Annotated in this window: 25 protein-coding genes; 16 read left to right on the plus strand and 9 right to left on the minus strand. The window is 62.1% G+C overall.

Annotated features, from left to right (window positions below):
• The first annotated feature begins 105 nt into the window (after nt 1-105).
• Both M5C71_RS18475 and M5C71_RS18480 read left to right on the plus strand, forming a co-directional pair.
• Entirely contained in the window at nt 106-1,185 is a 1,080-nt protein-coding gene (locus M5C71_RS18475; protein WP_248768443.1) for a catalase family peroxidase, read from the plus strand.
• Nucleotides 1,182-1,721, plus strand: a complete 540-nt coding sequence (locus M5C71_RS18480) for a cytochrome b (protein WP_152737353.1) — start codon at nt 1,182-1,184, stop codon at nt 1,719-1,721. The genes M5C71_RS18475 and M5C71_RS18480 overlap by 4 nt, the downstream gene beginning before the upstream one ends.
• Nucleotides 1,722-1,881: 160 nt before the next feature.
• Here the strand turns inward: M5C71_RS18480 and M5C71_RS18485 are convergent, their stop codons facing one another.
• Nucleotides 1,882-2,598 (minus strand): FadR/GntR family transcriptional regulator, encoded by a 717-nt coding sequence (locus tag M5C71_RS18485; protein WP_103497862.1) that lies wholly within the window; start codon nt 2,596-2,598, stop codon nt 1,882-1,884.
• 351 nt (nt 2,599-2,949) lie between these two features.
• Here M5C71_RS18485 and M5C71_RS18490 point away from each other — a divergent pair, with 351 nt between their 5' ends.
• The 4 genes from M5C71_RS18490 to M5C71_RS18505 all read left to right on the plus strand — a co-directional run bounded on the left by M5C71_RS18490 (nt 2,950) and on the right by M5C71_RS18505 (nt 7,684).
• Nucleotides 2,950-4,305: an MFS transporter gene (locus M5C71_RS18490; protein WP_103497863.1), complete on the plus strand. Its 1,356-nt coding sequence runs from the start codon at nt 2,950-2,952 to the stop codon at nt 4,303-4,305.
• Nucleotides 4,306-4,333: 28 nt separating this feature from the next.
• Nucleotides 4,334-5,686 (plus strand): glucarate dehydratase, encoded by a 1,353-nt coding sequence (gudD, locus tag M5C71_RS18495; protein ID WP_103497864.1) that lies wholly within the window; start codon nt 4,334-4,336, stop codon nt 5,684-5,686.
• 242 nt (nt 5,687-5,928) lie between these two features.
• Nucleotides 5,929-6,921 carry a diaminopimelate epimerase gene (locus M5C71_RS18500; RefSeq protein ID WP_248768444.1) on the plus strand — a complete coding sequence of 331 codons (993 nt, stop codon included), beginning with the start codon at nt 5,929-5,931 and terminating at the stop codon, nt 6,919-6,921.
• 172 nt (nt 6,922-7,093) lie between these two features.
• Nucleotides 7,094-7,684, plus strand: coding sequence for a hypothetical protein (locus tag M5C71_RS18505; RefSeq protein WP_103497867.1), 591 nt, complete (start codon nt 7,094-7,096; stop codon nt 7,682-7,684).
• Between the two features lie 6 nt (nt 7,685-7,690).
• Here the strand turns inward: M5C71_RS18505 and M5C71_RS18510 are convergent, their stop codons facing one another.
• From M5C71_RS18510 to M5C71_RS18520, 3 genes are read right to left on the minus strand one after another with little or no spacing between them, the layout of a single operon-like run.
• Nucleotides 7,691-8,662 (minus strand): hypothetical protein, encoded by a 972-nt coding sequence (locus M5C71_RS18510; protein ID WP_103497869.1) that lies wholly within the window; start codon nt 8,660-8,662, stop codon nt 7,691-7,693.
• A complete protein-coding gene (gene codA / locus M5C71_RS18515; protein WP_248768445.1) occupies nt 8,659-9,903 on the minus strand; it encodes a cytosine deaminase in 1,245 nt (414 codons plus the stop codon). The genes M5C71_RS18510 and codA overlap by 4 nt, the downstream gene beginning before the upstream one ends.
• A gap of 26 nt (nt 9,904-9,929) precedes the next feature.
• Nucleotides 9,930-10,706 carry a helix-turn-helix transcriptional regulator gene (locus M5C71_RS18520; RefSeq protein ID WP_103497872.1) on the minus strand — a complete coding sequence of 259 codons (777 nt, stop codon included), beginning with the start codon at nt 10,704-10,706 and terminating at the stop codon, nt 9,930-9,932.
• Between the two features lie 110 nt (nt 10,707-10,816).
• Here M5C71_RS18520 and M5C71_RS18525 point away from each other — a divergent pair, with 110 nt between their 5' ends.
• Nucleotides 10,817-11,626 (plus strand): sulfite exporter TauE/SafE family protein, encoded by an 810-nt coding sequence (locus M5C71_RS18525; RefSeq protein WP_103497873.1) that lies wholly within the window; start codon nt 10,817-10,819, stop codon nt 11,624-11,626.
• Nucleotides 11,627-11,748: 122 nt separating this feature from the next.
• On the opposite strand, the gene uvrB is transcribed toward M5C71_RS18525, so the two are convergent.
• Nucleotides 11,749-13,764: an excinuclease ABC subunit UvrB gene (gene uvrB, locus M5C71_RS18530; RefSeq protein WP_248768446.1), complete on the minus strand. Its 2,016-nt coding sequence runs from the start codon at nt 13,762-13,764 to the stop codon at nt 11,749-11,751.
• Between the two features lie 325 nt (nt 13,765-14,089).
• Between uvrB and M5C71_RS18535 the strand changes: the two genes are divergently transcribed.
• Nucleotides 14,090-15,286, plus strand: a complete 1,197-nt coding sequence (locus M5C71_RS18535) for an amino acid aminotransferase (RefSeq protein WP_248768447.1) — start codon at nt 14,090-14,092, stop codon at nt 15,284-15,286.
• A gap of 346 nt (nt 15,287-15,632) precedes the next feature.
• Nucleotides 15,633-16,961 (plus strand): OprD family porin, encoded by a 1,329-nt coding sequence (locus M5C71_RS18540; protein ID WP_177102389.1) that lies wholly within the window; start codon nt 15,633-15,635, stop codon nt 16,959-16,961.
• On the opposite strand, the gene M5C71_RS18545 is transcribed toward M5C71_RS18540, so the two are convergent.
• From M5C71_RS18545 to M5C71_RS18560, 4 genes are read right to left on the minus strand one after another with little or no spacing between them, the layout of a single operon-like run.
• Entirely contained in the window at nt 16,962-17,777 is an 816-nt protein-coding gene (locus tag M5C71_RS18545) for a GGDEF domain-containing protein (protein ID WP_103494200.1), read from the minus strand.
• Between the two features lie 22 nt (nt 17,778-17,799).
• On the minus strand, nt 17,800-18,189 hold the full coding sequence (locus M5C71_RS18550) for a DUF1987 domain-containing protein (protein ID WP_100942705.1): 390 nt from the start codon (nt 18,187-18,189) through the stop codon (nt 17,800-17,802).
• A 19-nt stretch (nt 18,190-18,208) separates the two neighbouring features.
• Nucleotides 18,209-18,778: a SiaB family protein kinase gene (locus tag M5C71_RS18555; RefSeq protein ID WP_103494199.1), complete on the minus strand. Its 570-nt coding sequence runs from the start codon at nt 18,776-18,778 to the stop codon at nt 18,209-18,211.
• Nucleotides 18,771-19,994, minus strand: coding sequence for a SpoIIE family protein phosphatase (locus tag M5C71_RS18560; protein WP_247263017.1), 1,224 nt, complete (start codon nt 19,992-19,994; stop codon nt 18,771-18,773). The genes M5C71_RS18555 and M5C71_RS18560 overlap by 8 nt, the downstream gene beginning before the upstream one ends.
• Nucleotides 19,995-20,305: 311 nt before the next feature.
• Between M5C71_RS18560 and M5C71_RS18565 the strand changes: the two genes are divergently transcribed.
• The 7 genes from M5C71_RS18565 (at nt 20,306) to M5C71_RS18595 (ending at nt 24,321) form a co-directional block, all read left to right on the plus strand.
• Nucleotides 20,306-20,578 (plus strand): DUF2282 domain-containing protein, encoded by a 273-nt coding sequence (locus tag M5C71_RS18565; protein ID WP_103494197.1) that lies wholly within the window; start codon nt 20,306-20,308, stop codon nt 20,576-20,578.
• Complete coding sequence (locus M5C71_RS18570; protein WP_103494196.1) at nt 20,575-21,012, plus strand: DoxX family protein; 438 nt, start codon at nt 20,575-20,577, stop codon at nt 21,010-21,012. The genes M5C71_RS18565 and M5C71_RS18570 overlap by 4 nt, the downstream gene beginning before the upstream one ends.
• A 56-nt stretch (nt 21,013-21,068) precedes the next feature.
• Nucleotides 21,069-21,833, plus strand: coding sequence for an alpha/beta hydrolase (locus M5C71_RS18575; RefSeq protein WP_248768448.1), 765 nt, complete (start codon nt 21,069-21,071; stop codon nt 21,831-21,833).
• 59 nt (nt 21,834-21,892) lie between these two features.
• Nucleotides 21,893-22,159: a hypothetical protein gene (locus tag M5C71_RS18580; RefSeq protein ID WP_103494194.1), complete on the plus strand. Its 267-nt coding sequence runs from the start codon at nt 21,893-21,895 to the stop codon at nt 22,157-22,159.
• 193 nt (nt 22,160-22,352) lie between these two features.
• Nucleotides 22,353-23,198 (plus strand): DUF692 domain-containing protein, encoded by an 846-nt coding sequence (locus M5C71_RS18585; protein WP_248768449.1) that lies wholly within the window; start codon nt 22,353-22,355, stop codon nt 23,196-23,198.
• Nucleotides 23,195-23,941 carry a DNA-binding domain-containing protein gene (locus M5C71_RS18590; RefSeq protein ID WP_248768450.1) on the plus strand — a complete coding sequence of 249 codons (747 nt, stop codon included), beginning with the start codon at nt 23,195-23,197 and terminating at the stop codon, nt 23,939-23,941. Before M5C71_RS18585 ends, M5C71_RS18590 begins: the two co-directional genes overlap by 4 nt.
• Nucleotides 23,942-24,039: 98 nt before the next feature.
• Nucleotides 24,040-24,321, plus strand: coding sequence for a metal-sensing transcriptional repressor (locus M5C71_RS18595; protein WP_103498967.1), 282 nt, complete (start codon nt 24,040-24,042; stop codon nt 24,319-24,321).
• Nucleotides 24,322-24,339 lie beyond the last annotated feature (18 nt).

Here is a 24,339-nt window from a genome sequence, read left to right on the forward strand (position 1 = left end):
AAATAAATATTCGAAAAATAAATCGGGGCGCCTGGAATAAACCGGGACGGCCTTCGTCTTATAGCTCCTTCACCCTGTGGCCGCCTGAGGCCCTGGAGTTTTTTCATGGTAGATCACACACCACCGCCCCTCGGCGGTTCGAGCAAGGTCTTGCGCCTGGCGGGCATCGCCGCCGTGCTCGCCGTCCTGGTCGGGGCCTTTGCCTATGTCAACGGTCGGCTCGATCCGGCGCGCCTGACCCCCGGACGGATCGTCAATACCTTCGAGAAAAACAACGGCCTGCATGCCGGCTTCAGGCGTAATCATGCCAAGGGCGTGTGTGTGGCCGGGTATTTTGAAAGCAGCGATGCCGCCCGTGCCTATTCCACCGCCCAGGTCTTCCGCGAAGGCAGCGTGCCGGTGGAAGGACGCTTCGCCTTGCCCAGCGGTAACCCTTACGCGCCGGACAGCAGCGTACCGATTCGCAGCCTCGGTTTGCGCTTCACCCAGGCCAACGGCCAGCAATGGCGCACCGGGATGAACAGCATGCCGGTGTTTCCGGTGGGCACCCCCGAGGCATTTTTCCAGCAACTTAAGGCGGCCTCGCCCGATCCGAGCACCGGCAAGCCGAACCCGGCGGCCATGGCGGCGTTCTTCGCCAGCCACCCGGAAACCGCGCCATTCCTGCAATGGGTCAAGACCGCCAAGCCGTCGGCCAGCTATGCCACCGAAAGCTATAACGGTTTGAATGCCTTCTATCTGGTCGATGCGGCCGGCCGGCGCCAGGCCGTGCGCTGGGGGCTGGTGCCGTTGAGCCAGGATGCCGCGGGGGCGACGGCGCCGGACGGTGCCGACTTTCTCGCCAAGGATCTGGCCCAGCGCCTGGCGGTAGGCCCGCTGAAATGGCAATTGCGCCTGACCCTGGCCAATCCTGGCGATCCGACGGACGATGCCAGTCGGCAATGGACCGGCGAACACAAGGTGCTCAACGCCGGCACCCTGGTGCTGGAAAGCACCCAGCCCCAGGACGACGGCGATTGCCGCGATATCAACTACGACCCGCTGATCCTGCCGAGTGGCATCGAGGCTTCGGCCGATCCCCTGCTGGCGGCGCGTTCGGCGGCCTATGCCAGTTCCTATCTGCGTCGCACCAGTGAAGTCGGCTCCCTGCCTGCCGCCCATTCGTCACAGGAGTCCCGCCCATGAGCGCCCCTTCGAATCACTTCGCGCCCCTGGCGCGCCTGCTGCATTGGTTGATGGCACTGATGATCCTGGCGATGCTGTTTATCGGTGCTGGCATGGTGGCCTCGGTGTCCGAGCGGCATGAATGGTTGCTGCACCTGCACAAGCCGCTGGGGATTGCGATTCTGTTGCTGGTGGTGGTGCGTCTGGTGGTGCGTTTCAGCACCCGTCAGCCAGTGCTGCCGAGTGACTTGCCGGGATGGCAGGCGCTGGCGGCGAAGCTGTCCCATGTGTTGCTGTATGCGTTGATGCTGGTCTTGCCGCTGCTGGGCTGGGCAATGATTTCGGCGGCGGGGGATCCGGTGATGTTGAGCAGCTCGCTGCAGTTGCCGGCGATCATGTCGGCCAATCCGACGACCTTTGCCTTTTTGCGCAAGGCCCATGGGTACCTGGCATATCTGTTGTTCCTGACGGTGTTGGTGCACCTGGCCGCGGCGCTGTTCCATGGCTGGATTCGTCGGGATGGGGTGTTGGAAAGTATGGTGCGCGGTAAGGATTGAAGAAATCGGTTGTTCGGACCAGCCTCTTCGCGGGCAAGCTCCGCTCCCACAGGTTTTCGGGTGTACACAACACTTGGGGACTCCTCGGACATTGTGGGAGCGGAGCTTGTCGGACCGCCGCACCGCCGCGAAGAGGCCGGCTCCTATAGAACTCGGCGGGTTATTCGCGGGAAAACCGTTCTCGGCTGTTGCTCAAGTGCGTCCACATCGCCGCACGCGCCGCATCCGGGTCCTGGCGGCGGATGGCGTTGAGGATCGCCTCGTGCTCCAGGCTGGCGAGCTGGCCCAGTTGCGCCAGGTCGGCATCGCCGCGCTCCGCCCCCGGCACCCGGGTGCGCGGAATCATCGAGCTGCCCAGGTGCAGCAAAATCTCGGAAAAATAGGCGTTGCCGGTGGCTTCGGCGATCAGCAGGTGAAAACGCTGGTCGGCCGCCACACAGCTATCGTTGTTGGCCAGCAGGCTCCGATACTCGTCCAGCGCCGCACGCATCTGCTTGAGGTGCTCATCGCTGCGCCGCCGCGCCGCCAGCGCCGCCGCCTGGGTTTCCAGACCCAGGCGCAGTTCCAGCAGATCGCGCACGCTCAACGCGGTTTCCACATTCAGGCGCAAGCCGTGGGGCTCCTGGCGCTCCAGCACGAAACTGCCGACACCATGATGGGTTTCCACCCAGCCGGCGGCCTGCAATTTGGAAATTGCTTCGCGCACCACCGTACGGCTGACCTTGTGCTCAGACACGATGGCACTTTCCGACGGCAGTTTGTCGCCCGCTTTCAAATGTCCCAGGCGAATCTGCTGGGTCAGATGATCGACCAGGTCATGGGCCAGGTTGGGGCTGCGTTTGCGCCGCGGCGCAGAAGGGGCGGTTTCAGTGTTCATGGGCGTGTCACACAGGAGCGAGGGCAAAGCTTAACACTCGTATGACAAGAGGCGTAGGGGGGGCGCCAGCATGTATGACAACTTGAAATCAGGAGCGTCTGACTTCGAATGATGGCTTTGGCCAAACATCCCCGGATGATTTTTTTGGGTATTTTGATTTTATAAAAAATACTTATAAATCAATTAGATAGATATTTTTTTTGAATGATTTTACGTTCAGCATCGGTCATTTGTCCCAGGAAACCCCGCAGGAGCACTTGTTGAGCTATTTTTCTACTCGTATGATGACTGTCGACTGGCTCGTCTGATCCAGCACCCCCGCACACAAAAATAACCCGTGGGAGACCTGTCGTGAACAACACCCTAGATCCGTCCGCAGCAGCGGAACGCGATTCCCTGCTGGCCGTCGCCGTGGCGAAGGTCAAGCGCCATGTGCTGCCGCTGTTCGTCATCATGTTTATCGTCAACTACATCGACCGGGTGAACATCGGTTTCGTGCGCACGCACCTGGAACACGACCTGGGGATCGGCGCCGCCGCCTACGGTTTTGGTGCCGGATTGTTCTTTATCGGTTATGCGCTGTTCGAAGTGCCGTCCAATATCCTCTTGCAGAAGGTCGGCGCACGGCTCTGGCTGACCCGCATCATGTTCACCTGGGGATTGGTCGCCACGGCCATGGCCTTTGTCCAGAACGAAACCCACTTCTACATCCTGCGTTTCCTGCTCGGGGTGGCCGAGGCCGGCTTCTTTCCCGGGGTGATCTACTACTTCACCCGCTGGTTGCCAGGGGTCGAGCGCGGTAAGGCGATCGCCATCTTCCTCAGCGGCTCGGCCGTGGCCTCGCTGATTTCCGGTCCGCTGTCGGGGGCCTTGTTGCAGATCGAAGGCTTCGGCTGGCACGGCTGGCAGTGGATGTTCGTCATCGAAGGGCTGGCGTCGGTGGTGCTCTGCGGTTTCACCTGGTTCTGGCTCGATTCCTCTCCCAAGGACGCCAAGTGGTTGAGCGTCGCCGAACAGCAACGGTTGGTGCAGGTCATCGAGGATGAACAGCAGCAGCGCGACGCCTCGATGCCGGTCAAACCGTCGATCTGGAGCCTGCTCAAGGACCGCCAGATCCTGCTGTTCTGCGTGTTGTATTTCTGTATCCAGCTGACCATCTATGCCGCCACTTTCTGGCTGCCGAGCATCATCAAGAAGATGGGCCAGATGAGCGACCTGCAGGTGGGCTTCTTCAACTCGATTCCCTGGCTGATCTCGATCATCGCCATGTATGCCTTCGCGGCTGCCTCGGGCAAGTGGAAACACCAGCAGGCCTGGGTCGCCTCGGCCCTGCTGATCGCGGCGCTGGGGATGTTCATGTCCACCACCGGCGGGCCGATCTTCGCCTTTGTCGCGGTGTGCTTCGCGGCCATCGGCTTCAAGTCCGCCTCGTCGCTGTTCTGGCCGATTCCCCAGGCCTACCTGGATGCGCGCATCGCCGCGGCGGTGATTGCCCTGATCAACTCCACAGGCAACCTCGGCGGCTTTGTCGCGCCGGCCACCTTCGGCCTGCTGGAGGAGCGCACCGGCTCGATCCAGGGCGGCTTGTACGGCCTGGCGGCGGCCTCGGTGATCGCCGCGATCCTGGTGTTCTTTGCCCGGACCCAGCCCAAGCCGACCCAGACATTACCGGGATCGGTCAGCCCGGCCCTGAACAAATCCCATTGAAGACTGCGGTTGAACACAGGTACGAATCATGACGACAAATACTCTCCACGCGGCCGGCCAGGCCCCCGTCATCACTGGCTTGCAGGTCATCCCGGTGGCCGGCCACGACAGCATGTTGCTGAACCTGAGCGGTGCCCACGGCCCGTTTTTTACCCGCAATATCGTGATCATCACCGACAGCAGCGGCCGCACCGGCGTCGGTGAAGTGCCGGGAGGCGAACGTATCCGCGCGACCCTGGAGGACGCCCGCTCGCTGTTGCTGGGGCAGTCCATCGGCAACTACCAGAAGCTGCTCAACGAGGTGCGCCGCACGTTCGCCGAACGCGATGCCGGCGGTCGTGGCCAGCAGACTTTCGACCTGCGGATTACCATCCATGCGGTGACGGCACTGGAAGCCGCGCTGCTCGACCTGCTCGGTCAGTTCCTCGGCGTACCCGTGGCAGCCTTGCTGGGCGAGGGGCAACAGCGTGATGCGGTGAAGGTGTTGGGTTACCTGTTCTATATCGGTGATCGCGGCAAGACCGACCTGGCCTACCGTCACGAAGCCGAGGCGGATGACGCCTGGTTCCGCCTGCGTCATGAAGAGGCGATGACCCCCGAAGCCATCGTCAAGCTGGCTGAAGCCGCCCAGGCGCGCTACGGCTTCAATGACTTCAAACTCAAGGGCGGCGTGCTCAGTGGCGCGGCGGAAATCGAAGCGGTCACGGCGCTGGCCGAGCGCTTCCCCCTGGCGCGGATCACCCTCGACCCCAATGGTGCCTGGTCGCTGAAGGAAGCCATCGCCCTGTGCCGTGATCAGCATCATGTGCTGGCCTATGCCGAGGACCCTTGCGGTGCCGAGAACGGCTATTCGGGTCGTGAAGTCATGGCCGAGTTCCGCCGGGCCACGGGCCTGCCGACGGCGACCAATATGATCGCCACCGACTGGCGGGAAATGGGCCATGCGATTCAGTTGCATGCCGTCGATATTCCCCTGGCCGATCCGCATTTCTGGACCATGCAGGGCTCGGTTCGGGTCGCGCAGATGTGCCATGAATGGGGGCTGACCTGGGGTTCGCACTCCAACAACCACTTCGATATTTCCCTGGCGATGTTCACCCATGTCGCCGCTGCCGCGCCGGGTGAGATCACTGCCATCGACACCCACTGGATCTGGCAGGACGGCCAGGGCCTGACCCGGGATCCGCTGCAGATCGTCGACGGTTTTATCCAGGTTCCGCAAAAGCCGGGGTTGGGCATCGAACTGGATATGGACGCGGTCGGCCGTGCCCATGAGTGCTACAAGAACATGGGCCTCGGTGCCCGCGATGACGCCGTGGCGATGCAGTTCCTGATTCCCGGCTGGTCGTTCAACAACAAGCGCCCGTGCCTGGTGCGCTGAGGCCTATTCGGGGCTGAACAGGGTCACGGCGACGATCTGCTCGCCGTCGACGCGTACTTGCAACACGCTACGGAGGCCTTGCTGTTCATGCTCTGTCCTCTGCGAAAAAGTAGGGTTCGCGCGTCGACGTCAGCAGGATATCGACGGGTGGACACCTAGCCAATCCGTTGGAAAATACTCCCGGGAAGCAAGGTTTTGCCACTAGAGTGGCGGGTCTGAAAGCAGGATTGCGGAGAGGCTGCATGCCAACGTTTTACGATGCGCGCGGGAATATCTATGCCGTGGCCAGTCCCGGGGAAGTGCGGGCATTGGGTCTGGATGTGCCGACGAATGCCGCGCAGGCGGCGCTGTCACGCCAGGACTGGGCGCTTGAGGCGGTGGAGGCACTTTGTGGCTGGGGAGGGCAGGTGCCTGCGCGAGGTGGCAAACACCATCGTTCCGATGGCCTGCTGGTCGGGCCGTTCCAGAGCGAAGCGCCGTTCGACCTGTTGATTATCAATACCGACGGCACCCTGGCCGAGCGCAGCGGCAACGGCTTGACGATTTTCGCCCAGGCGCTGACCGAGCAGGGCTTGATGCCGGTTCAGGGCGCTTGTCTGTTGCGGGTTCATCACGATCAGCTGGGGGGCCTCTCTCCGGTCGCCACCTTGGTCGAGCCGGCGCAGGTCGAGGATCAACAGGGGTTCTGGCTGGACCTGGGGAAACCGGCGTTCGGTCCGGAGGCAGTGTCTGCCCGGCGTGTCGGTGAGGCGCAGTTGAATGGCCACCAGTTGAGCCATGTCGCACAGTTGTCGAATTTGAACGCCGGCTGGCAGCGCAGCCAGTTTGTGCGTATCGGCAATCCGCATTGCGTCACCCTGGTCGACGAGCCGACGTTGCTACCGAGCAACGCACAAATGGGCGAGTCGGCCCTGGAGCCTGGCCTGACCCGCATCGCCTTTGCCCCACCGACCGGTGCCGGCGAACCCTGTCCGGCGGGAGTGAATCTGCAATGGGCAACCCGGGTGGCGCCGGGACAATTGCAGGCCCGGGTGTTCGAGCGCGGTGAAGGACCGACGGCGTCTTCCGGCACCAGTGCCAGCGCGGTGGCCTGTGCGGCCTGGCGGGTCGGTTGGGTCGAGGCCGGCGAAGTCCGGGTCGGCATGCCGGGCGGCACGGCGCCGATCCGCCTGGTGGCCCTGGACGACGAGTTGCAGAGTGTCCACCTGTTTGGCGCGGCCCGGCGTCAATCCTGAGGCCGACATCGAGACCAGAAAAAGTCCCCCCTGCGCAGGCCTGTTCGGCCCTTGTCCGACCCTGGCGGTTTTGGCTTGATGAGTCGACAGGGTGGAAGGCCGACGAGCGCCTTGCCCTGATCGGCCCGTGAGAACGGGTCCGAATTTCCGACTCGTTTAAAGGGAATTTACGATGAGAGCAATCAAAGGTTTATTCAGCGCGCTGGTGTGTGCCGGGCTGGTGTTCAGCACCGCCTCCACGTGCGCTCAGGCGGTGCCCGAGCCGGCCATCAGCGATAAGAAAGTGGTTTCCTCCACCACTACCGATGCGGTTGAGTCCAGTCCGGCGGAACTGCTGGAGGGCAGTCGAACCGACTATTTTTCATGCTCGGTGGGCCGCTTCAGGGGCGAACTCGAGGCGAGGGTGGTGTTCGCCTCCGCCGGCAGCACGGCTTACTTCGATGTCAGTACGGTGCGCTACCGGATTGTCCGCAGCAGCGGCCAGGGTGGCGGCAACAAGGCCAATATCAACTTTCACCTGGACACCCTGAACAAGCAGGGGGTGACCAGGGCCAGCGACCAATACCGTTCGCCGGACTCCTTGCGCCAGGATGGCAGCTGGCACCTGCTGGACGTCAACCGGATCGTCCGCACGGATTATCAGGGCGCGGTGACCTTCGAGTTCGTGTTCGACCGCTCGGTGGCCAGTGACACCCGATGTGCGGCCCACAAGACCTACCAGTGGGCCGGTGCCTCGACCGCGCGCACCGGCGCGGCGGATTGAGCCGGTTCAAGGGGCATCAAGTCCTGGCGCCTGGCGAATCAGGAAGTGATCCAGGTTGTCGATTTCACAACTGAACACGCTGAAGGTCTGGTCCGGGTTCTTCTTGCTCGGCACTTGCTTCAATTGCGGCGTGACACCGTAGAAGAAGCAATACAGGTCTTCAGCCTGGTCGATGACACTCTTGATCTCTTCCAGGAACACCGTGCGCTGGCGGTAGTTCTCGATCAGGCTTTTGCTCAGGTAGACATTGATCGAGTAGCGCTTCTTGTCGGCCCACACCGGTTTGTCGAAAACCACGCTGAAGCTGGTCTTGTAGTCCTTGATTTCCTTTATTTTTCCCCAGTAGATCAGGCCCTGGCGGTCCTGGCAGTATTCGACCTTCTTGAAGAAGGTGTTGTAGTTCAGGGTCAGGTCGCCAATGGTCAGGGGCATGCGTTTGAGCAGGTCCTTGTTGGCGTGGTTGGAGACGAAGCACTCCACCGGATGGGCGAACACGCTGGTGCGGTTCGGTGGGGCCTTGGTTTCCTGGACGGCGGGAGTATCGATGATGACTGGCGTCGGTTCCGCTATTGGTTGCGCCGGTCGGGTGTCGACGCTGGCCGGCGTCTTGCGGGCATAGGTGCGGCGGGTCAGCAGCAGCTCGACGGGGAAGTTCTGTTCGCCTTCGATATCGTCCGGCGGCTGTTCCCCATCGAGCCCGCTCGGTGCGGTTTCCGCGCTCAGGTACGGGCAGTCCGCCAGGTGCCGGGTACTGGGCATGTTCTTGAAATGCGGGGTGCGTTTGAAGCGTGGGTTGCTGGCGTTGTAGGTGGTCAGCCGGTTGCTGCTGTCGAACGCCGCGCGGCAGGCATCGTTCGGGCACTGGAAGCTTTCCCGGCTGGAGTCGAACTCCACCGTCTCGTCGAAGTTCAGATCGCGGACGTCATAGATCGTCAGTTTTTCGTCGAGGCTGATGCAGTAGGCCTTGTCGAATTTCATAGCGGGTCCTGCCACTGCAACTGCGCCGGCTGGCGTTTCACCAGGACCTTGCCGTCACGGATCGAATACAGCGGCAGGCCCTGGCTGCGGATCATCTCGTAGTCGCTGTCGGCCGAGAGGATCAGCAAGTTGGCCGGGCGTCCGACTTCCAGCCCGTAGCGTTCACCCAGGGCCATGGCCTTGGCACTGTTGTCGGTGACCAGGTCCAGCGCGCTTTGCAGATTGCGATAACCGAGCATATGGCAGATATGCAGCCCGGCCTCCAGCACCCGCAGGATATTGCCGTTGCCCAAGGGGTACCAGGGGTCGACGATGGAGTCCTGGCCGAAACAGACATTCATCCCGGCGTCCAGCAACTCGCCCACCCGGGTCACGCCCCGCCGCTTCGGAAAGTTATCGAAGCGGCCCTGCAAGTGAATGCTCTCGGTGGGGCAGGAGACAAAACTGATCCCCGAGGCTTTCAGCAAACGGAACAGCTTGGCGCAGTAGGCATTGTCGTAGGAGCCCATGGCCGTGGTGTGGCTGGCGGTCACCCGTGAACCCATGTCGCGGCTGCGGGCTTCTTCGGCCAGCACTTCAAGGAAACGCGAGTGCGGATCGTCGGTTTCGTCGCAATGCACGTCCACCAGGCAGCCGGTTTTTTCCGCCAGGTCCATCAGGAACTTCACTGAGGACACGCCCTGGTCCCGGGTGTATTCGAAGTGCGGGATGCCGCCCACCACGTCGGCACCGAGATTGATCGCCTCGACCATCAGTTCCCGGCCATTGCGATAGGACTCGATGCCTTCCTGGGGAAACGCCACGATCTGCAGGTCGATCAGGTGCCGGCTTTCCTCGCGCACTTCGAGCATGGCCTTGAGCGCGGTCAGCTGCGGATCGGTGACGTCGACATGGGTCCGCACATGCTGGATGCCATGGGCGGCAAGGCTGCGAATGGTTTTCTTCGCGCGGGTCTTGGTGTCTTCATGGGTGATGGTCGTCTTGCGTTCGCCCCAGCACTCGATGCCTTCGAACAGGGTGCCGCTCATGTTCCAGCGTGGTTCGCCGGCGGTGAGGGTGGCGTCGAGGTGGATATGCGGTTCGACGAAAGGCGCGACCACCAGGTTGCCCTGGGCGTCGAGATCATCTGGGCCGGCGCTCAACGGGCCGGTTTGCGGGGTGATGCTCGCGATCCGTGCGTGTTCCAGGTGCAGGTCATACAGGCCTTCGCGGTGACGCAGCTTGGCGTTGAGGATATGCATGGGCGGGGTCCTTGTCGTACGTGTCGTCATAAGGTATCCGAAGTCTGCAGGAAACTGCTCGGAGATCGGCCGAGAACTCGGCGGAACATGGTCGAAAACGCCGCCGGGCTCTGGTAGCCGAAATCCAGGGCAATCCGCGTGACCGACTCGCCTTGACTCAACCGGGCCAGGGCCAGGACCACGCAGACCCGTTGTCGCCATTGGGAAAAGCTCAGGACGGTCTGGTCCTGGAACAGGCGCCCGAAGCTGCGCAGGCTCAGGTGCAGGCGGTCCGCCCAGGCCCGGGGGGACTGGCGGATGTCCGGTTGCCCGACGAAGGCCTGGCACAGCGGCAGCAGGCGCGGGTCCTGGGGCAGGGGGATATGCAGAGGCAGGCTGTGGGCGCGGGCCAACTCATGCAGCAACAGGGTGATCAGCGCGCCATCGCGGCCCTGTGGGTCGTAGTCCACCGGCATGTCGACGGCGGCGATCAGCAACTGCCGTAGCAGGGCCGAGACTTCCAGTACCTGGCAGGCCTGGCTCATCTCGCCGACGGCATCGGGCTCGATATACAGGCTGCGGGTGCTGACACCGAGCATCAGCACCTGATGGGGCACGCCGGGAGGAATCCACACCGCGCGTTGCGGCGGGACGATCCAGTTGCCGCCATCGGTGAGCACATGCATCACCCCCGTGGCGCCATAGAGCAATTGCGCCCGACGGTGCTGGTGGCGGGCCAGCAGGTGCCCGTGGGGGTAGTCGGTGCCGATGGCGATCACGGCCTGGGGCAGGTGATCGAACTGAGCGAGGGACGTGTTGCGCATGGCAGGGTCTGTCTGGCCGAAACGCAAACAGTATTGACGGACTTGCGCAAGCGCGCCAAGTGTCAGCTGCTTAAGGTTGGGGTTCTCTCTTTCTGAAAGGACCCGACGTGATGCTTTATGGGCTGTTGGCACTGTTTGGCGGACTGGCAGGGGTGACCAGCGTGCTGTTCGGTTTTGGTGGCGGTTTTGTGGTGGTGCCGTTGTTGTACTGGGCCCTGAGCGGCAGCCCGGACCCGGCGATCAGCACGGCGGCGATGCAGATTGCCGTGGCGACCTCGACCTGCGTGATGATCGCCAATGCCCTGATCGCCACGGGCAAGCACCGGCGTGCCGGAAATCTGCGGCGCGCTTATATCTGGCCGCTGGCGGGGTTTATCGGGCTGGGTTCGGTGTTGGGGGCGGTGCTGGCCAGTTTGGTCAGCAGCGGGACGGTACGTTGGGCCTTTATCGCTTATCTGGCGCTGACCATTGTCGATTGTCTGGTACGGCGCGGGTTTATGCAGCAGGGCGCGACGGGGTTGGTGCAACCGCTCAAGCCCTTTGTCACGGTGGGCGGAGGGGTGGTGATCGGTGTCGTGGCGACTTTTCTCGGTGTCGGTGGCAGCGTCATGACGGTGCCGCTGTTGCGACGCAACGGCTTGAGCATGAACCTCGCTACGGCCATGGCCAATCCACTGAGCGTGCCGGTGGCGGTGGTCGGGACCCTGACTTATGTGGCGCTGGCCGGGTTCCGGCCACTGGGGCTGGGGCCCTGGTTTGCCGGGTATGTGGATCTGCTGGCGTTCGCGGTGCTGATCCTTGGATCGCTGGCGGGGATGCGCCTGGCGACGCCTTGGATCGGGCGCTTGCCGGACCGTTTGCATGCCAGGGTCTACATCGGCTTGCTGGCGCTGGTGCTGTTGGCGATGTTACTGAACTGACTCGCCCATCAATACACCCCGAACCTGTAGGAGCAGGGCTTGCCCGCGAAGAGGCCCGCAAGATCGCTAAAAGCTTCGCGGGCAAGCCCTGCTCCTACAGGGGGCGGTGCTCGGCCTCAGGATCAGACGGTCAACAAACGCTCGCGCAACTTGGCGACCTCGTCGCGCATCTGCGCCGCCGCCTCGAACTCCAGGTCGCGGGCCAACTGGTACATCTTCTCTTCCAACTGGCGGATACGCTTGGTGATCTCGCTCGGCGAACGCAGTTCGTTTTCGTAGCGGGCGTTTTCCTCGGCGGCCTTGGCCATGCCCTTGCGCTTCTTGCTGCGCGAACCGGGCACGGTGGCGCCTTCCATGATATCGGCGACATCCTTGAACACGCCCTTGGGCGTGATGCCATTGGCCAGGTTGTGGGCAATCTGTTTGTCGCGGCGGCGCTCGGTCTCGCCGATCGCCCGTTCCATGGAACCGGTGATGCGGTCCGCATAAAGGATCGCCCGGCCGTTGAGGTTGCGCGCCGCCCGCCCGATGGTCTGGATCAGCGAGCGCTCGGAGCGCAGGAAACCTTCCTTGTCCGCATCGAGGATCGCCACCAGCGACACCTCGGGCATGTCCAGGCCCTCGCGCAGCAGGTTGATCCCCACCAGCACATCGAAGGTGCCCAGGCGCAGGTCGCGGATGATTTCCACGCGCTCCACGGTGTCGATGTCCGAGTGCAGGTAACGTACCCGTACGCCATGGTCGGCGAGGTAGTCGGTAAGGTCTTCGGCCATGCGCTTGGTCAGGGTGGTGACCAGTACGCGCTCCTCCACGGCCACACGTTTGGCGATTTCCGAGAGCAGGTCGTCGACCTGGGTCAGCGCCGGGCGGATCTCCACCTGGGGGTCCACCAGGCCGGTGGGACGCACCACTTGCTCGATGACCCGGCCGGCGTGTTCGTCTTCGTAGTTGCCGGGGGTGGCGGAGACAAAAATGGTCTGCGGGCTCACCGCTTCCCACTCGTCGAAGCGCATCGGCCGGTTGTCCAGCGCCGAGGGCAGGCGGAAGCCGTATTCCACCAGGGTTTCCTTGCGCGAGCGGTCGCCCTTGTACATGGCGCCGACCTGCGGAACGCTGACGTGGGATTCGTCGATCACCAGCAGCGCGTCGGCCGGCAGGTAGTCGTAGAGGGTCGGCGGCGCCTCTCCGGAAGCGCGGCCGGAGAGGTAGCGCGAGTAGTTTTCGATGCCGTTGCAGTAGCCCAGTTCGAGGATCATTTCCAGGTCGAAGCGGGTGCGCTGTTCCAGGCGCTGGGCTTCCACCAGCTTGTTGTTGTCGCGCAGGTAGTCCAGGCGCTCCTTGAGTTCCTCCTTGATCCCGTCGATGGCACCGAGCAGGGTTTCCCGTGGCGTCACGTAGTGGCTTTTCGGATAGAAGGTAAAGCGCGGCAGCTTGCGGATCACTTCGCCGGTCAGCGGGTCGAAGGCCGAGAGACTTTCCACTTCGTCATCGAACAGCTCGATGCGGATCGCTTCCAGGTCGGATTCGGCCGGATAGACGTCGATCACATCCCCGCGCACACGGAAGGTGGCACGGGCGAAGTCCATATCGTTGCGGGTGTATTGCAGGTCGGCCAGGCGGCGCAGCAGGGCGCGCTGGTCGAGCTTGTCGCCGCGGTCCACGTGCAGGACCATCTTCAGGTAGGTTTCCGGGCTGCCCAGGCCATAGATGCAGGACACCGTGGTGACGATGATGGCGTCCTTGCGCTCCAGCAGCGCCTTGGTCGCCGACAGGCGCATCTGTTCGATATGGTCGTTGATCGAGGCATCCTTCTCGATAAAGGTATCGGAGGAGGGCACATAGGCTTCCGGCTGGTAGTAGTCGTAGTAGGAAACGAAATACTCCACGGCGTTGTTCGGGAAAAATGCCTTGAACTCGCCGTACAACTGCGCGGCCAGGGTCTTGTTCGGCGCCAGCACCAGGGTCGGGCGTTGCACCTGGGCGATGACGTTGGCGATGCTGAAGGTCTTGCCCGAGCCGGTCACCCCGAGCAGGGTCTGGTGAGCCAGGCCGGCTTCGATGCCCTCGACCATCTGACGGATGGCTTCAGGCTGGTCGCCGGCGGGCTGGAAGCGGGTGACGAGCTGGAATTCGGACATAACCTACCTCTGGGTTCATTCCCACCTGACAGTCGCGGCGAAAACGAGAAAGACCTCTTACGACCGATGTCGTAGGGAAAAAACATGATAATGCTGGATATGGTGCCCGGGAGGACAGCTTTCAAGGCAATCGCCACCCGGGCAGCTTGTTGCAATTGGACGGGCGTCCCGCAAATAAATCAAAAAACTTGTCACATTCCGACAATAGTCGGTCGCCCTGGCCGGTGATGGCCTCTATACTAGCTCCCCGTTTGTGCACCGCTCTAGTGCAATCGGCCGGAGCGTTGTCACTTCCCTCCACCCCCCATTCAGAGCCGCCGCAATAATGAGCCTGTTCTCCGCTGTCGAAATGGCACCACGCGATCCTATCCTGGGCCTCAACGAAGCATTCAATGCCGATACCCGTACCGACAAGGTCAATCTGGGTGTGGGTGTTTACTGTGACGAAAGTGGGAAAATTCCACTGTTGCGGGCCGTTGTCGAAGCCGAAACCCAGCGCGCGGCTCAGCATGCCTCCCGTGGCTACTTGCCGATCGACGGTATTGCCGCCTACGACAAGGCCGTGCAAACCCTGTTGTTCGGTCAGGATTCGCCGCTGATCGCCGCCGGTCGTGTGCTCACCACCCAAGCGGTCGGTGGTACCGGCGCACTGAAGATCGGTGCTGACTTCCTCAAGCAACTGCTGCCGGACGCTACCGTCGCCATCAGCGACCCGAGCTGGGAAAACCATCGCGCGCTGTTCGAAACCGCCGGTTTCCCGGTGCAGAATTATCGTTATTACGATGCCGCGAGCAACGGTGTGAACCGTGCCGGTCTGCTGGAAGACCTCAACGCGCTGCCGGCCAAGTCCATCGTCGTGCTGCACGCCTGCTGTCACAACCCGACCGGTGTCGACCTGACCCCGGCCGACTGGCAGGACGTGCTGAACCTGGTCAAGGCCAAGGATCTGGTGCCGTTCCTCGATATGGCGTACCAGGGTTTTGGTGATGGCATTGATGAAGACGCCGCCGCCGTGCGTCTGTTCGCTGAATCGGGCCTGACCTTCTTTGTCTCCAGCTCATTCTCCAAATCGTTCTCGCTGTACGGCGAGCGGGTTGGTGCACTGTCGATCGTCAGTGAGTCGAAAGAAGAGACCGCCCGCGTCCTGTCCCAGGTCAAGCGCGTGATCCGCACCAACTACTCCAACCCGCCGACCCATGGTGCGACCATCGTCGCGTCGGTGTTGAACAACCCTGAGCTGCGCGCCCAGTGGGAAGCGGAACTGGCCGAAATGCGCCTGCGCATTCGCGGCATGCGCATGCAGATGGTCGACCTGCTGGCCCAGTACGGCGCCAAGCGTGACTTCAGCTTCGTCGGTCGCCAGCGCGGGATGTTCTCCTACTCCGGCCTGACGGTCGAGCAAGTGGCCCGCCTGAAAAACGAGTTCGGCATCTATGCCCTGGATACCGGCCGTATCTGCGTGGCGTCGTTGAACCAGCGCAATATCGAAGCGGTGGTGAAGGCGATCGTTCAGGTGATCTGACCCCACCGGTAATACCCTGGCACTCCATGAAAAAGGCCTGCAGCGATGCAGGCCTTTTTTTTGTCTGGAGCAACATGAACCACAACTTAAAACTCGGTGAAGAAATTTTCACCGCTACTTAAATCAGTGTTCATGAAGGCCATGGGCAAAAAATTATATATAGGTGCTGGCAATCACAATAACAGCTGCACCCGCCACCTCCTTCGCTGATGCGAAGATTGTCCTTGCCTTCGGGCACTTTCTGCCCTTTACCGCTTTACGTTTCCACCCCTTCGCGCGGAGGACGGAGTGTATCCGTCGTTTGCACTAACAAGAGGGTGAAACATTATTAACCAGGGGAATTACAATGATGTCGACCAAACTCAACTTCCTGACGCTGGCGGTCTCGCTGGGCATGGCCCAGGCGGCCATGGCGACCACCGTGACGGATCAAGACGAGGCCAAGGGTTTCGTCGAGGACAGCAGCCTCAACCTGCATCTGAAGAATCAGTACTTTGACCGTGACGTGAAAAACGGTCCGGCGGACAAGAAGGACTGGACCCAGGGCATCTTCGGCAACTACAGCTCCGGCTTCACCCAGGGCACCGTCGGTTTTGGCGTGGATGCCTTCGGTTACTGGGGGATCAAGCTCGATGGTGGCGCCGGCACGGCCGGTACCGGTAACCTGCCGGTGGGTCGCAATGGCGAGCCCGAGGACGATTACGCCAAGGCCGGCGGCGCGGTGAAGATGCGGATTTCCAAGACCGAATTGCTCTACGGCGATATGCAGCCCACCGCGCCGGTCTTCGCCGCCGGCGGTACCCGCCTGATTCCTGAAACCGCCACCGGTTTCAACCTGCTGAGCAGCGAGATCAAGGACCTGGACCTGGAAGCCGGGCATTTCACCAGTGGCACCGGGGTGGTCTCCACCAGCAACGATCACTCGCTGTATGCCACCTACGCCAACGTCACCGCCAGCGCCGTCAACTACCTCGGTGGCAAGTACAAGGTCAACGACAACCTCAACTTCACTCTCTACGGTTCCGAGTTCGAAGACGTCTGGCGCCAGTACTACACCAACGGCAACTACACCCTGGCGCTTTCGCCGGGTCAGTCGCTGAACTTCGACTTCAACCTGTACAAGACCAATGACGAAGGTTCGGCCAAGGCCGGTCCGATCAACAACACCGCGTTCTCCTTCGCCACGGCCTACACCTTCCTGACGGCGCATACCGTGACCCTGGCGTTCCAGAAGATCCATGGCGACACGCCGTTCGACTATGTCGGCTTCGGCACCAACGGCCCTGGCGACGGCGGCGACTCGATCATGCTGGCCAACTCCGTGCAGTACTCGGACTTCAACGGTCCGGGCGAGAAATCCTGGCAGGCGCGTTATGACCTGAACATGTTGACTTATGGAGTGCCGGGCCTGAGCTTCATGACCCGTTATATCTACGGTGACGATATCGACGGCACCAAGATGGCCGCGGACAGCGCGTACAACCAGCTGCACTACGGTGCCAACGGTACGCACCACGAGACCGATGTCGAGGCCAAGTACGTGGTGCAAAGCGGTCCGGCGAAGGACCTGGCGTTGCGCCTGCGCCAGTCGTTCCACCGTGCCAATGCCGATCAGCCTGAAGGCGACAACAACGAATTGCGCCTGATCGCCGATTACCCTATCTCGATCTTCTGATCACAGGGTGGGAAGAGGAGGGCTCAGGCGCTCTTCTTCCTGTTGTTCCAGCGGGCAGACATCCGCTTCTGGCCGCGCTGCCTCGACGCGATTCCTGCCCGAGCGCTTGGCCTGGTACAGGGCCGCATCCGCCAAGCCATAGGCCGTGTCGAAACTGGTGCCCATGGGACTGGCACTGACCCCGAAACTGGCGGTGATCTGCCGGTTCACCGGTTGCCCGAAGACATGCGAGGCAATGCAGTCACGCAGGGTCTCGGCAAGACTGAGGCCTTCCTCCAGCGTGCCGGCGGGAATCAGCACGGTAAATTCCTCTCCGCCCACGCGACCAATAAATCCCGCATTGCCCACGGCCCGGCGCAGGCAGCCGACGATGCCTTGAATCACCGCGTCGCCCGCCGGATGGCCGAATTCGTCGTTGACTTGCTTGAAGTGGTCGATGTCCAGCACCACCATCGCCGCCCCGGTCTTGCGTAGCGCTTGCACGGTCAGGTCAATCACCGCGCCGCGGTTCAGCACATCGGTCAGCGCATCGTGGGTGGCACGGTATTCGAGCTGGCGGGCGAGGGTTTGCAACTGCGCATTGAGGGCGTTCATTTCGCGCTCGGCACGGTCGCTGCGGCGTATCAGCCGGCGCGTCTCGCGCATGAGCCGCTCGAAGTGTACGGTCAGCTCGCCGAGGGCTTGCTGGTACACCGGGGCGTCGGCTTCAGTCAGGGCCAGAATCGAACGGGCGTGTTCCAGGGCGTCGGTTTCGCTCCTGAACAGGTCGTGTGCCGCGTCATCCTGTGCGCCGGCGGAAGTGACTGAAGCGGTCATGCTCACCATCCTTCTCCAGGAATCACTGGAGAGTCGTTGCGTGGTCGTTGAAGATGATGGCGGTAAAATCGGCCTTCAGCTCTTCACCGAATTCGAAGATGGTTTCATCTTCTTCGTCGTGGTACCAGTTCACCTGCATCTCGTTACCCGATTGGGCGGCCTTGTCCAGGGCATCGAAAATGCTGAACAGCATCTTGGTGCTGGAGCTGTTGAAGTAGGCCAGCGCAATATGGGTGGTGATGGTGGTGTCCTCGCGGGCGGCGAGGTAGGTGCGCAGTTGCTGGAGGACAGGGGCATAGAAGGCGGCGGCATTTTCCGGGTAGGACTCGCCTTTTATCGTCAGCAGATTCTGATCGAAACGAAAGTCGACTTCCGGTGATGTGGCGGTTGCTTCAATGTAGAAATTATCCATGGCGATTGCGTCACTCTACTTAGATAGTGGCTTTAAGGCAGAACAGCGTGGTTCCCGGCTCGTCCGCTCTTGGGTAGAAATCGAATTCCAACGGTGCGCAGGCATCGCGCGCCATTGTCAGGAAGCCCAGGCCGGCCCCCTTGCTGTCCGCAGGGGTTTCCGCACGCAAGGTCACTTTGTACGCTTGCTTGATCTCCTCCAGCGACATGTTGCGCAGGGGCTCGAGCTTTTCCCGCAGGCGGTCGACATCACTAGTGGCGATCGGGTTGGCACAGAGCATCAGGTGGCGATCACCTTCTGCGCTGATGCACACGGCCCCCTGGCGCAGCGACGACTCTTCACGCGGCTCGGTGGGCAACGAGTCGGAGGAATAGTGAATGATGTTTTGCGACAATTCGACGAAGGAGGAAAACAGTTTGCGCCGTGTCGGCCCGTTCACCCCTGAAATCTCCAGCTGCAGCCGCACCACCTCGGCCATGGCGGTAATGATGGTGTGGGAGAAATAACCCATATGATAGAAAATCACATTACGTTGCTGGGCCAGGTCGAAGAAGTGGCAATCGGCATGGGCTGTGTTCGAATTAATCATGATTGTTTCCAAGACGCGCGCAGAAGAGGGTGAGATCGTCACGCCGGTTTTGCTCTCCTTGCCAATTGGCCAGCGTGCGTTGCAAGGCTTCGCAGATGACGGTCGCTGGCTGATTGCGGTGTTCCAGTATCGTGTCGAAGGTCTTGCTCTTGCCGAACGCAATGTTGCGCGGGCCGCCAATCTGGTCGGTCAGGCCGTCGGTGGCGATGAATACCAGGCTGTCCGGCACGATCGTCACCTGGCTCACCGGCCATTGGTAGTTGATGTCACTGTCGACGTAGCCGACGCCGACACGCTGACCGGCGAGGGTTTCCAGTTGTTGGGCATCAGGCGGCAAGAGGTTGAGGGACATGCGCGCGCCGGCAAAGCTCAGGGTCTGGCTGGCGCTGTCGAACCAGAAGAAAGCGGCATCCAGGCCATCGTCGGACTCGGGGGTTTCATCGACGCCCTGGACCTGCCCCAGCAGTTCCTTGACGCTTTTATTCACCGCCGATAACAGCGCGCCGGGATCACGCGGTCCGAGCTTGGCCAGTGCCTGGGTCAGCGAGGAGGAGGCGATCAGGGTCATGAAGGCGCCGGGAACACCGTGCCCGGTGCAGTCGGCAATCGCCCCGAACCAGCCATCGGGGTAGGCGCAGAAATGGTAGAAGTCGCCGCCGACCACATCCCGTGGTTCCCACAGCAGGGTGGCATCGTCCAGGGTCGACTTCAGGGCATCCCGCGAAGCGCGCAGCATGGCGCGCTGGATAACGCTCGCATACTCGATGCTCTGCATGATCTGGCGATTTTTTTCGGCCTGCATGGCCGCGACCACTTCCATCAGTTGCAGGCCACTGCCCAGTCCGGCGAATTGGCCGTTGCGGGTAATGATAAAACCGTCGGCCAGGGTCTTTTCGCCAAATTCCACGGTCTTGAACGTCAGCTCTTCGATGCTCATTCCGGCATCGACGATCAAGGGTTCCTTGTCCATGAAGGCAATGCAGCTTTTCTTGTCGTACAGCTCGCGGTGAAACGGCTTGCTCATCATCGACAGGAAGATATTGCGGTTGATCAGGCCGATCGGGCGCTCGTCTTCGAGTACTGCCAGGCAGACGATTTCCTTGTGCGCGTTGAAGGTCTCCATCACCAGGGCATTGGTGCTGTTGGAGTCGATCACCGGCACTTCAATGCACAAGTCACCGGCGCAGCGATGATCTCTAGGCCGCTGTGGACGCATAAAGGGGAAGTTTTCTGCGCGCATGCTGGGGTCGCCGGGCGAGGTGAAGGCACAATGCTATCTGCGGAATATGAAGCTTATATGACGGCCTCCCGCTTGGTCGCCGAGTCGAGTCCGCGACGGGATGGCGGTCGTTGCACGGCAGGTGATGTATCACACTGTGTACGAACCGGCGGCGGATACATCCCGCGACGTGCTGCCCGGGTCCGCGACACAGAAGGGATACACGCTCGCGGTTAACTTTGCTGGTCGAACAACGCAGCCCACGACGCTGCTGGTTCGCGCCATTCATTGTTGATCGGGAGATGTCCATGAAGCGCCCCTACGCGGCCCTTGCCGCCACCCTTGCATTCTCGCTGACGGTTCTCGCCAGCGCTGCCCATGCCGCCGATGAAAGCCCCAAGGAAAAATGCTACGGCGTGTCCAAGGCCGGCCAGAACGATTGTGCCGCCGGCAAAGGCACCTCCTGTGCCGGCACCGCCGAGGCCGACTACCAGGGCAATGCCTGGGTGCTGGTGGACAAGGGCACCTGCCTCCAGATCAAGACGCCCAAGGGCGTCGGCTCCCTGACGGAGCAGCCATGAACCGCGGCAACAGCGGCGCGACTGCCGGCCTGAGGCGCCTGCTGCCTGAGCCACTGTTGCTGCTGGTGGCGCGCCTGGGGATCGCCTCGGTGTTCTTTCTTTCCGGGCGCACCAAGGTGCAAGGCCTGTTGACGATCAAACCGTCGACCTACGTGCTGTTTCGTTCGGAGTACGTGTTGCCGTTGATTCCGTCCGACCTGGCGGCGCACCTGGCGACCTATGCCGAGCACCTGCTTCCGATCCTGCTGGTGCTGGGTCTGCTGACACGACCGGCCGCCGCCGCACTGCTGGGCATGACCCTGGTCATCGAGATCTTCGTTTATCCCGATGCCTGGCCGACGCACCTGACCTGGGTAGGCCTGCTGTTGCCACTGATCGCTTATGGCGGCGGTCACTGGTCGCTCGATGCGCTGCTGCAGCGCCAACGCCGCTAACGCACCACCCATCATCCACCATCACATCAGGCCCTGGCGGCCTGTGGGGAAACACCATGCGCAAGATTCCAACCCTGGCCCTGGCCGCACTGGCCCTGGCGACACCGATGTTTGCCGGTGCCGCCGAGGCGACGCCGCCCGCTGGCGCGAAAAACATCGTCATCGTCCACGGCTCCTTCGTCGACGGGTCGGGCTGGCGGGTCGTTCACGACATCCTGATCCACAAGGGCTACAAGGTCACCGTCGTGCACCAGCCGGCGACCAATATGGACGAAGACGTCGCCGCCACCCGCCTGGTCCTCGACCAGCAGGTCGGTCCGGTGGTGCTGGTCGGTCACAGTTCCGGTGGTGCGGTGATCGGCATGGCCGGTGATCGCGACAAGGTCAAGGCACTGGTCTATGTCGCCGCGCTGCAACCGGAAGTGGGCGAAAGCCTGACCCAGTTGCTGGACTCCATGCCGGCGCCGAACAACGACATCCATGCCACCCGTGACGGGCACCTGTTCGTCGACCGCGCCAAGTTCGGCGAAGACTTCGCCGCCGACCAGACCAGCAATCGCACCGATTTCCTCGCGGCCTCGCAAGTACCGGCGACCACCGAGACTTTCGGCGCGCGGACCTGGGCCGCGGCCTGGCACCAGAAACCCAGCTACGGGATTGTCGCCACTGAGGACAAGGCCCTGAACCCGGATCTGGAGCGCTGGATGTACAAGCGCGCCGGTTCCACGGTGACCGAGATCAAGGGCAGCCACACGCTGTACATCTCGCAGCCCGAGGCGGTGGCGAAAGTCATCGAGCAGGCCGCGTTGAACGTCAAGTAACACCCATCCGGCACCTGAACTTTCACTGTTGTACCCCCTGACTGAACTGGAGAAACATCATGGCTAGCACCGCATCCCGTTTGAGCCTTGCCACCGCCGCCGCGTTGATCGCACTGGCATCCGCATCCTTTGCCGTATCGGCCAGTGCCGCCGAGAAAGAGCAGCCGGGCCGCTGCTACGGCGTCAACAGTTGCAAGGGCGAAAGCCTCTGCGCCACCGCCAGGAACGACTGCAAGGGACTGAACAGCTGCAAGGGGCAGGGCGTTATCGTCAAGACCCCGAGTGAGTGCCTCAAGGCCGGCGGCACCCTGACTGAGCCGAAGTAAGGGCAGGGCACGGACGTAGTGCCCTACGCAAAATTTGCCTTCGACACCATCCTTGTAGGAGCAGGGCTTGCCCGCGAAAGGGCCCGTGAGAACGCCAAAGCTTCACGGGCAAGCCGGGACGCCGGACCGCCTGCTCCTACAGGTTGCGCGGTGTTTTCAAAACAGTATTCCTCTCTCAAGCCGAGTACATGCGATGTCCACTACCCCCTTCTCGGGCTACGGCCTGGGCCTGCGCAAGGAGCACTATCGGGACTTCCTGGAGAACCGGATCCCCGTCGACTTCGTCGAGGTGATTTCGGAGAACTTCATGGTCGACGGCGGTCAACCGCGGCATATCCTGCGCCAGGTCCGCGAGCGTTATCCGGTCGCGCTGCACGGTGTCTCGATGTCCGTCGGCTCGGCGGACGGGCTCGACTCCGCTTACCTGCATCGCTTGAAGGCACTGGTCGACGAGATCGAACCCGTGTTCGTCTCCGACCACCTGAGCTGGTCGCGCATCGATCACTTCAATTCCCATGACCTGTTGCCCGTGCCTTATACCGACGAGGCGCTGGATCTGGTCTGCGCGAATATTTCCCGCGCCCAGGATGTCCTGGGTCGCACCCTGCTCTTTGAAAACCCCTCCAGCTACCTGGCCTTCTACGGCGCTTCGATGACCGAGTGGGAATTTATTGCTGCCATGTCCAGGCGCACCGGCTGCGAGCTGCTGCTCGACGTCAACAATCTCTTCGTCAGTGCAAGCAACCACCACTTTGACGCCCTGGCGTTTCTCGATGGCCTGCCGGCCGACCGGGTAAGGCAGATCCACCTGGCCGGCCACAGCCAGGGCAAGGAGCTGCTGATCGATACCCATGACAGCCCGGTCTGTGCCGAGGTCTGGGCGTTATACACCCTGGCGATGGCCCGCTTCGGCCCGTTGGCGACAATGATCGAGCGCGATGACCGGATCCCGCCGCTGGCCGACCTGCTCAAGGAACTGACGATAGCCCGGACCCTCGGCGGCCTCGATGGGCGGGCCTGCTCGCGGAGTGGCGCATGAACCTGGCGCAATGGCAGCGTGAGCTGCGCAACTCTCTGGTCAGCGCCTCGGCGCAAGCGGCCGCCAATCTTGGCGCTACGGCGCAAGCCGGATTGTCCGTCTACCAGAACAACTACCGCGCGCAGTTGCTGGGATGCCTTGAGGAGGCTTTTCCCCAGGTCCGTACATGGATCGGCGCCGAGGCTTTTTTTACCGCCGCCGTCACCCATATCGATCAGCATCCGCCCCATGCCTGGACCCTGGATGCCTACCCGCAAGGATTCGCCGCGACCCTGGCGACGTTGTTTCCCGACAGCCCCGAGGTGCACGAGCTGGCCTGGATCGAGCGGGCACTCGATGAGTCGTTCGTGGCCGCCGATGCCGAGCCGCTGCCCATGGCTGTGCTGGCGAGCATGGATTGGGAGACGGCCTGCCTGAGATTTACAGCGTCCCTCAGAACTGGTGCCCTGGCCAGCAACGCCGAGCCGATCTGGTCGGCCCTCAGCGAAGGGCTGCCGCTACCCGCGCCCGAGCGCTTGGCTGAGACGGCGGGCCTGCTGATCTGGCGTCGGCAGAGGGTGGTGCGCCTGCGACCTGTCGAGGCACTGGAACACCAGGCGCTGTTGCGCTTGCAGGAGAACGGCAGTTTTTCCGGGTTGTGCGAATGGCTCGTTGAACGCCTTGGCGAAACCGCCGGTATTGCCAAGGCCGGATCGCTACTCGCCAGTTGGTTGGCCGGCGAGCTGATTGTCGGCGTCGACTGATCTCGCCCGGCGCCGCTCGAAAACCGGGCGCCTGCCCGATTGACTGTATCCTATGGGGGGGGATAGGATAAAAGCACATTCATTCGGAAACCGGCGCCATGAGCGAATCCTTGCACGTGCATCAGACACACGAGGCGATCATCAAACGGCTCAAGCGTGCCGAAGGGCACCTGCGCAGCATCATCGGCATGATCGAAACGGGGCGGCCCTGCGTGGACGTGGCCCAGCAACTCCATGCGGTGGAAAAGGCCGTGTGCCAGGCCAAGCGCACGCTGATCCAGGACCATATCGACCATTGCCTTGAAGACACCGTCGGGGCGATGACCGCTGCCGAACGGGCACCGCTGGAAGCATTCAAGCAGATCACCAAATACCTGTAGACGGGGGTGGGTGTTCAT

The organism is Pseudomonas sp. MWU12-2345 (assembly GCF_023242385.1).
GTDB lineage: Bacteria > Pseudomonadota > Gammaproteobacteria > Pseudomonadales > Pseudomonadaceae > Aquipseudomonas > Aquipseudomonas gingeri_D.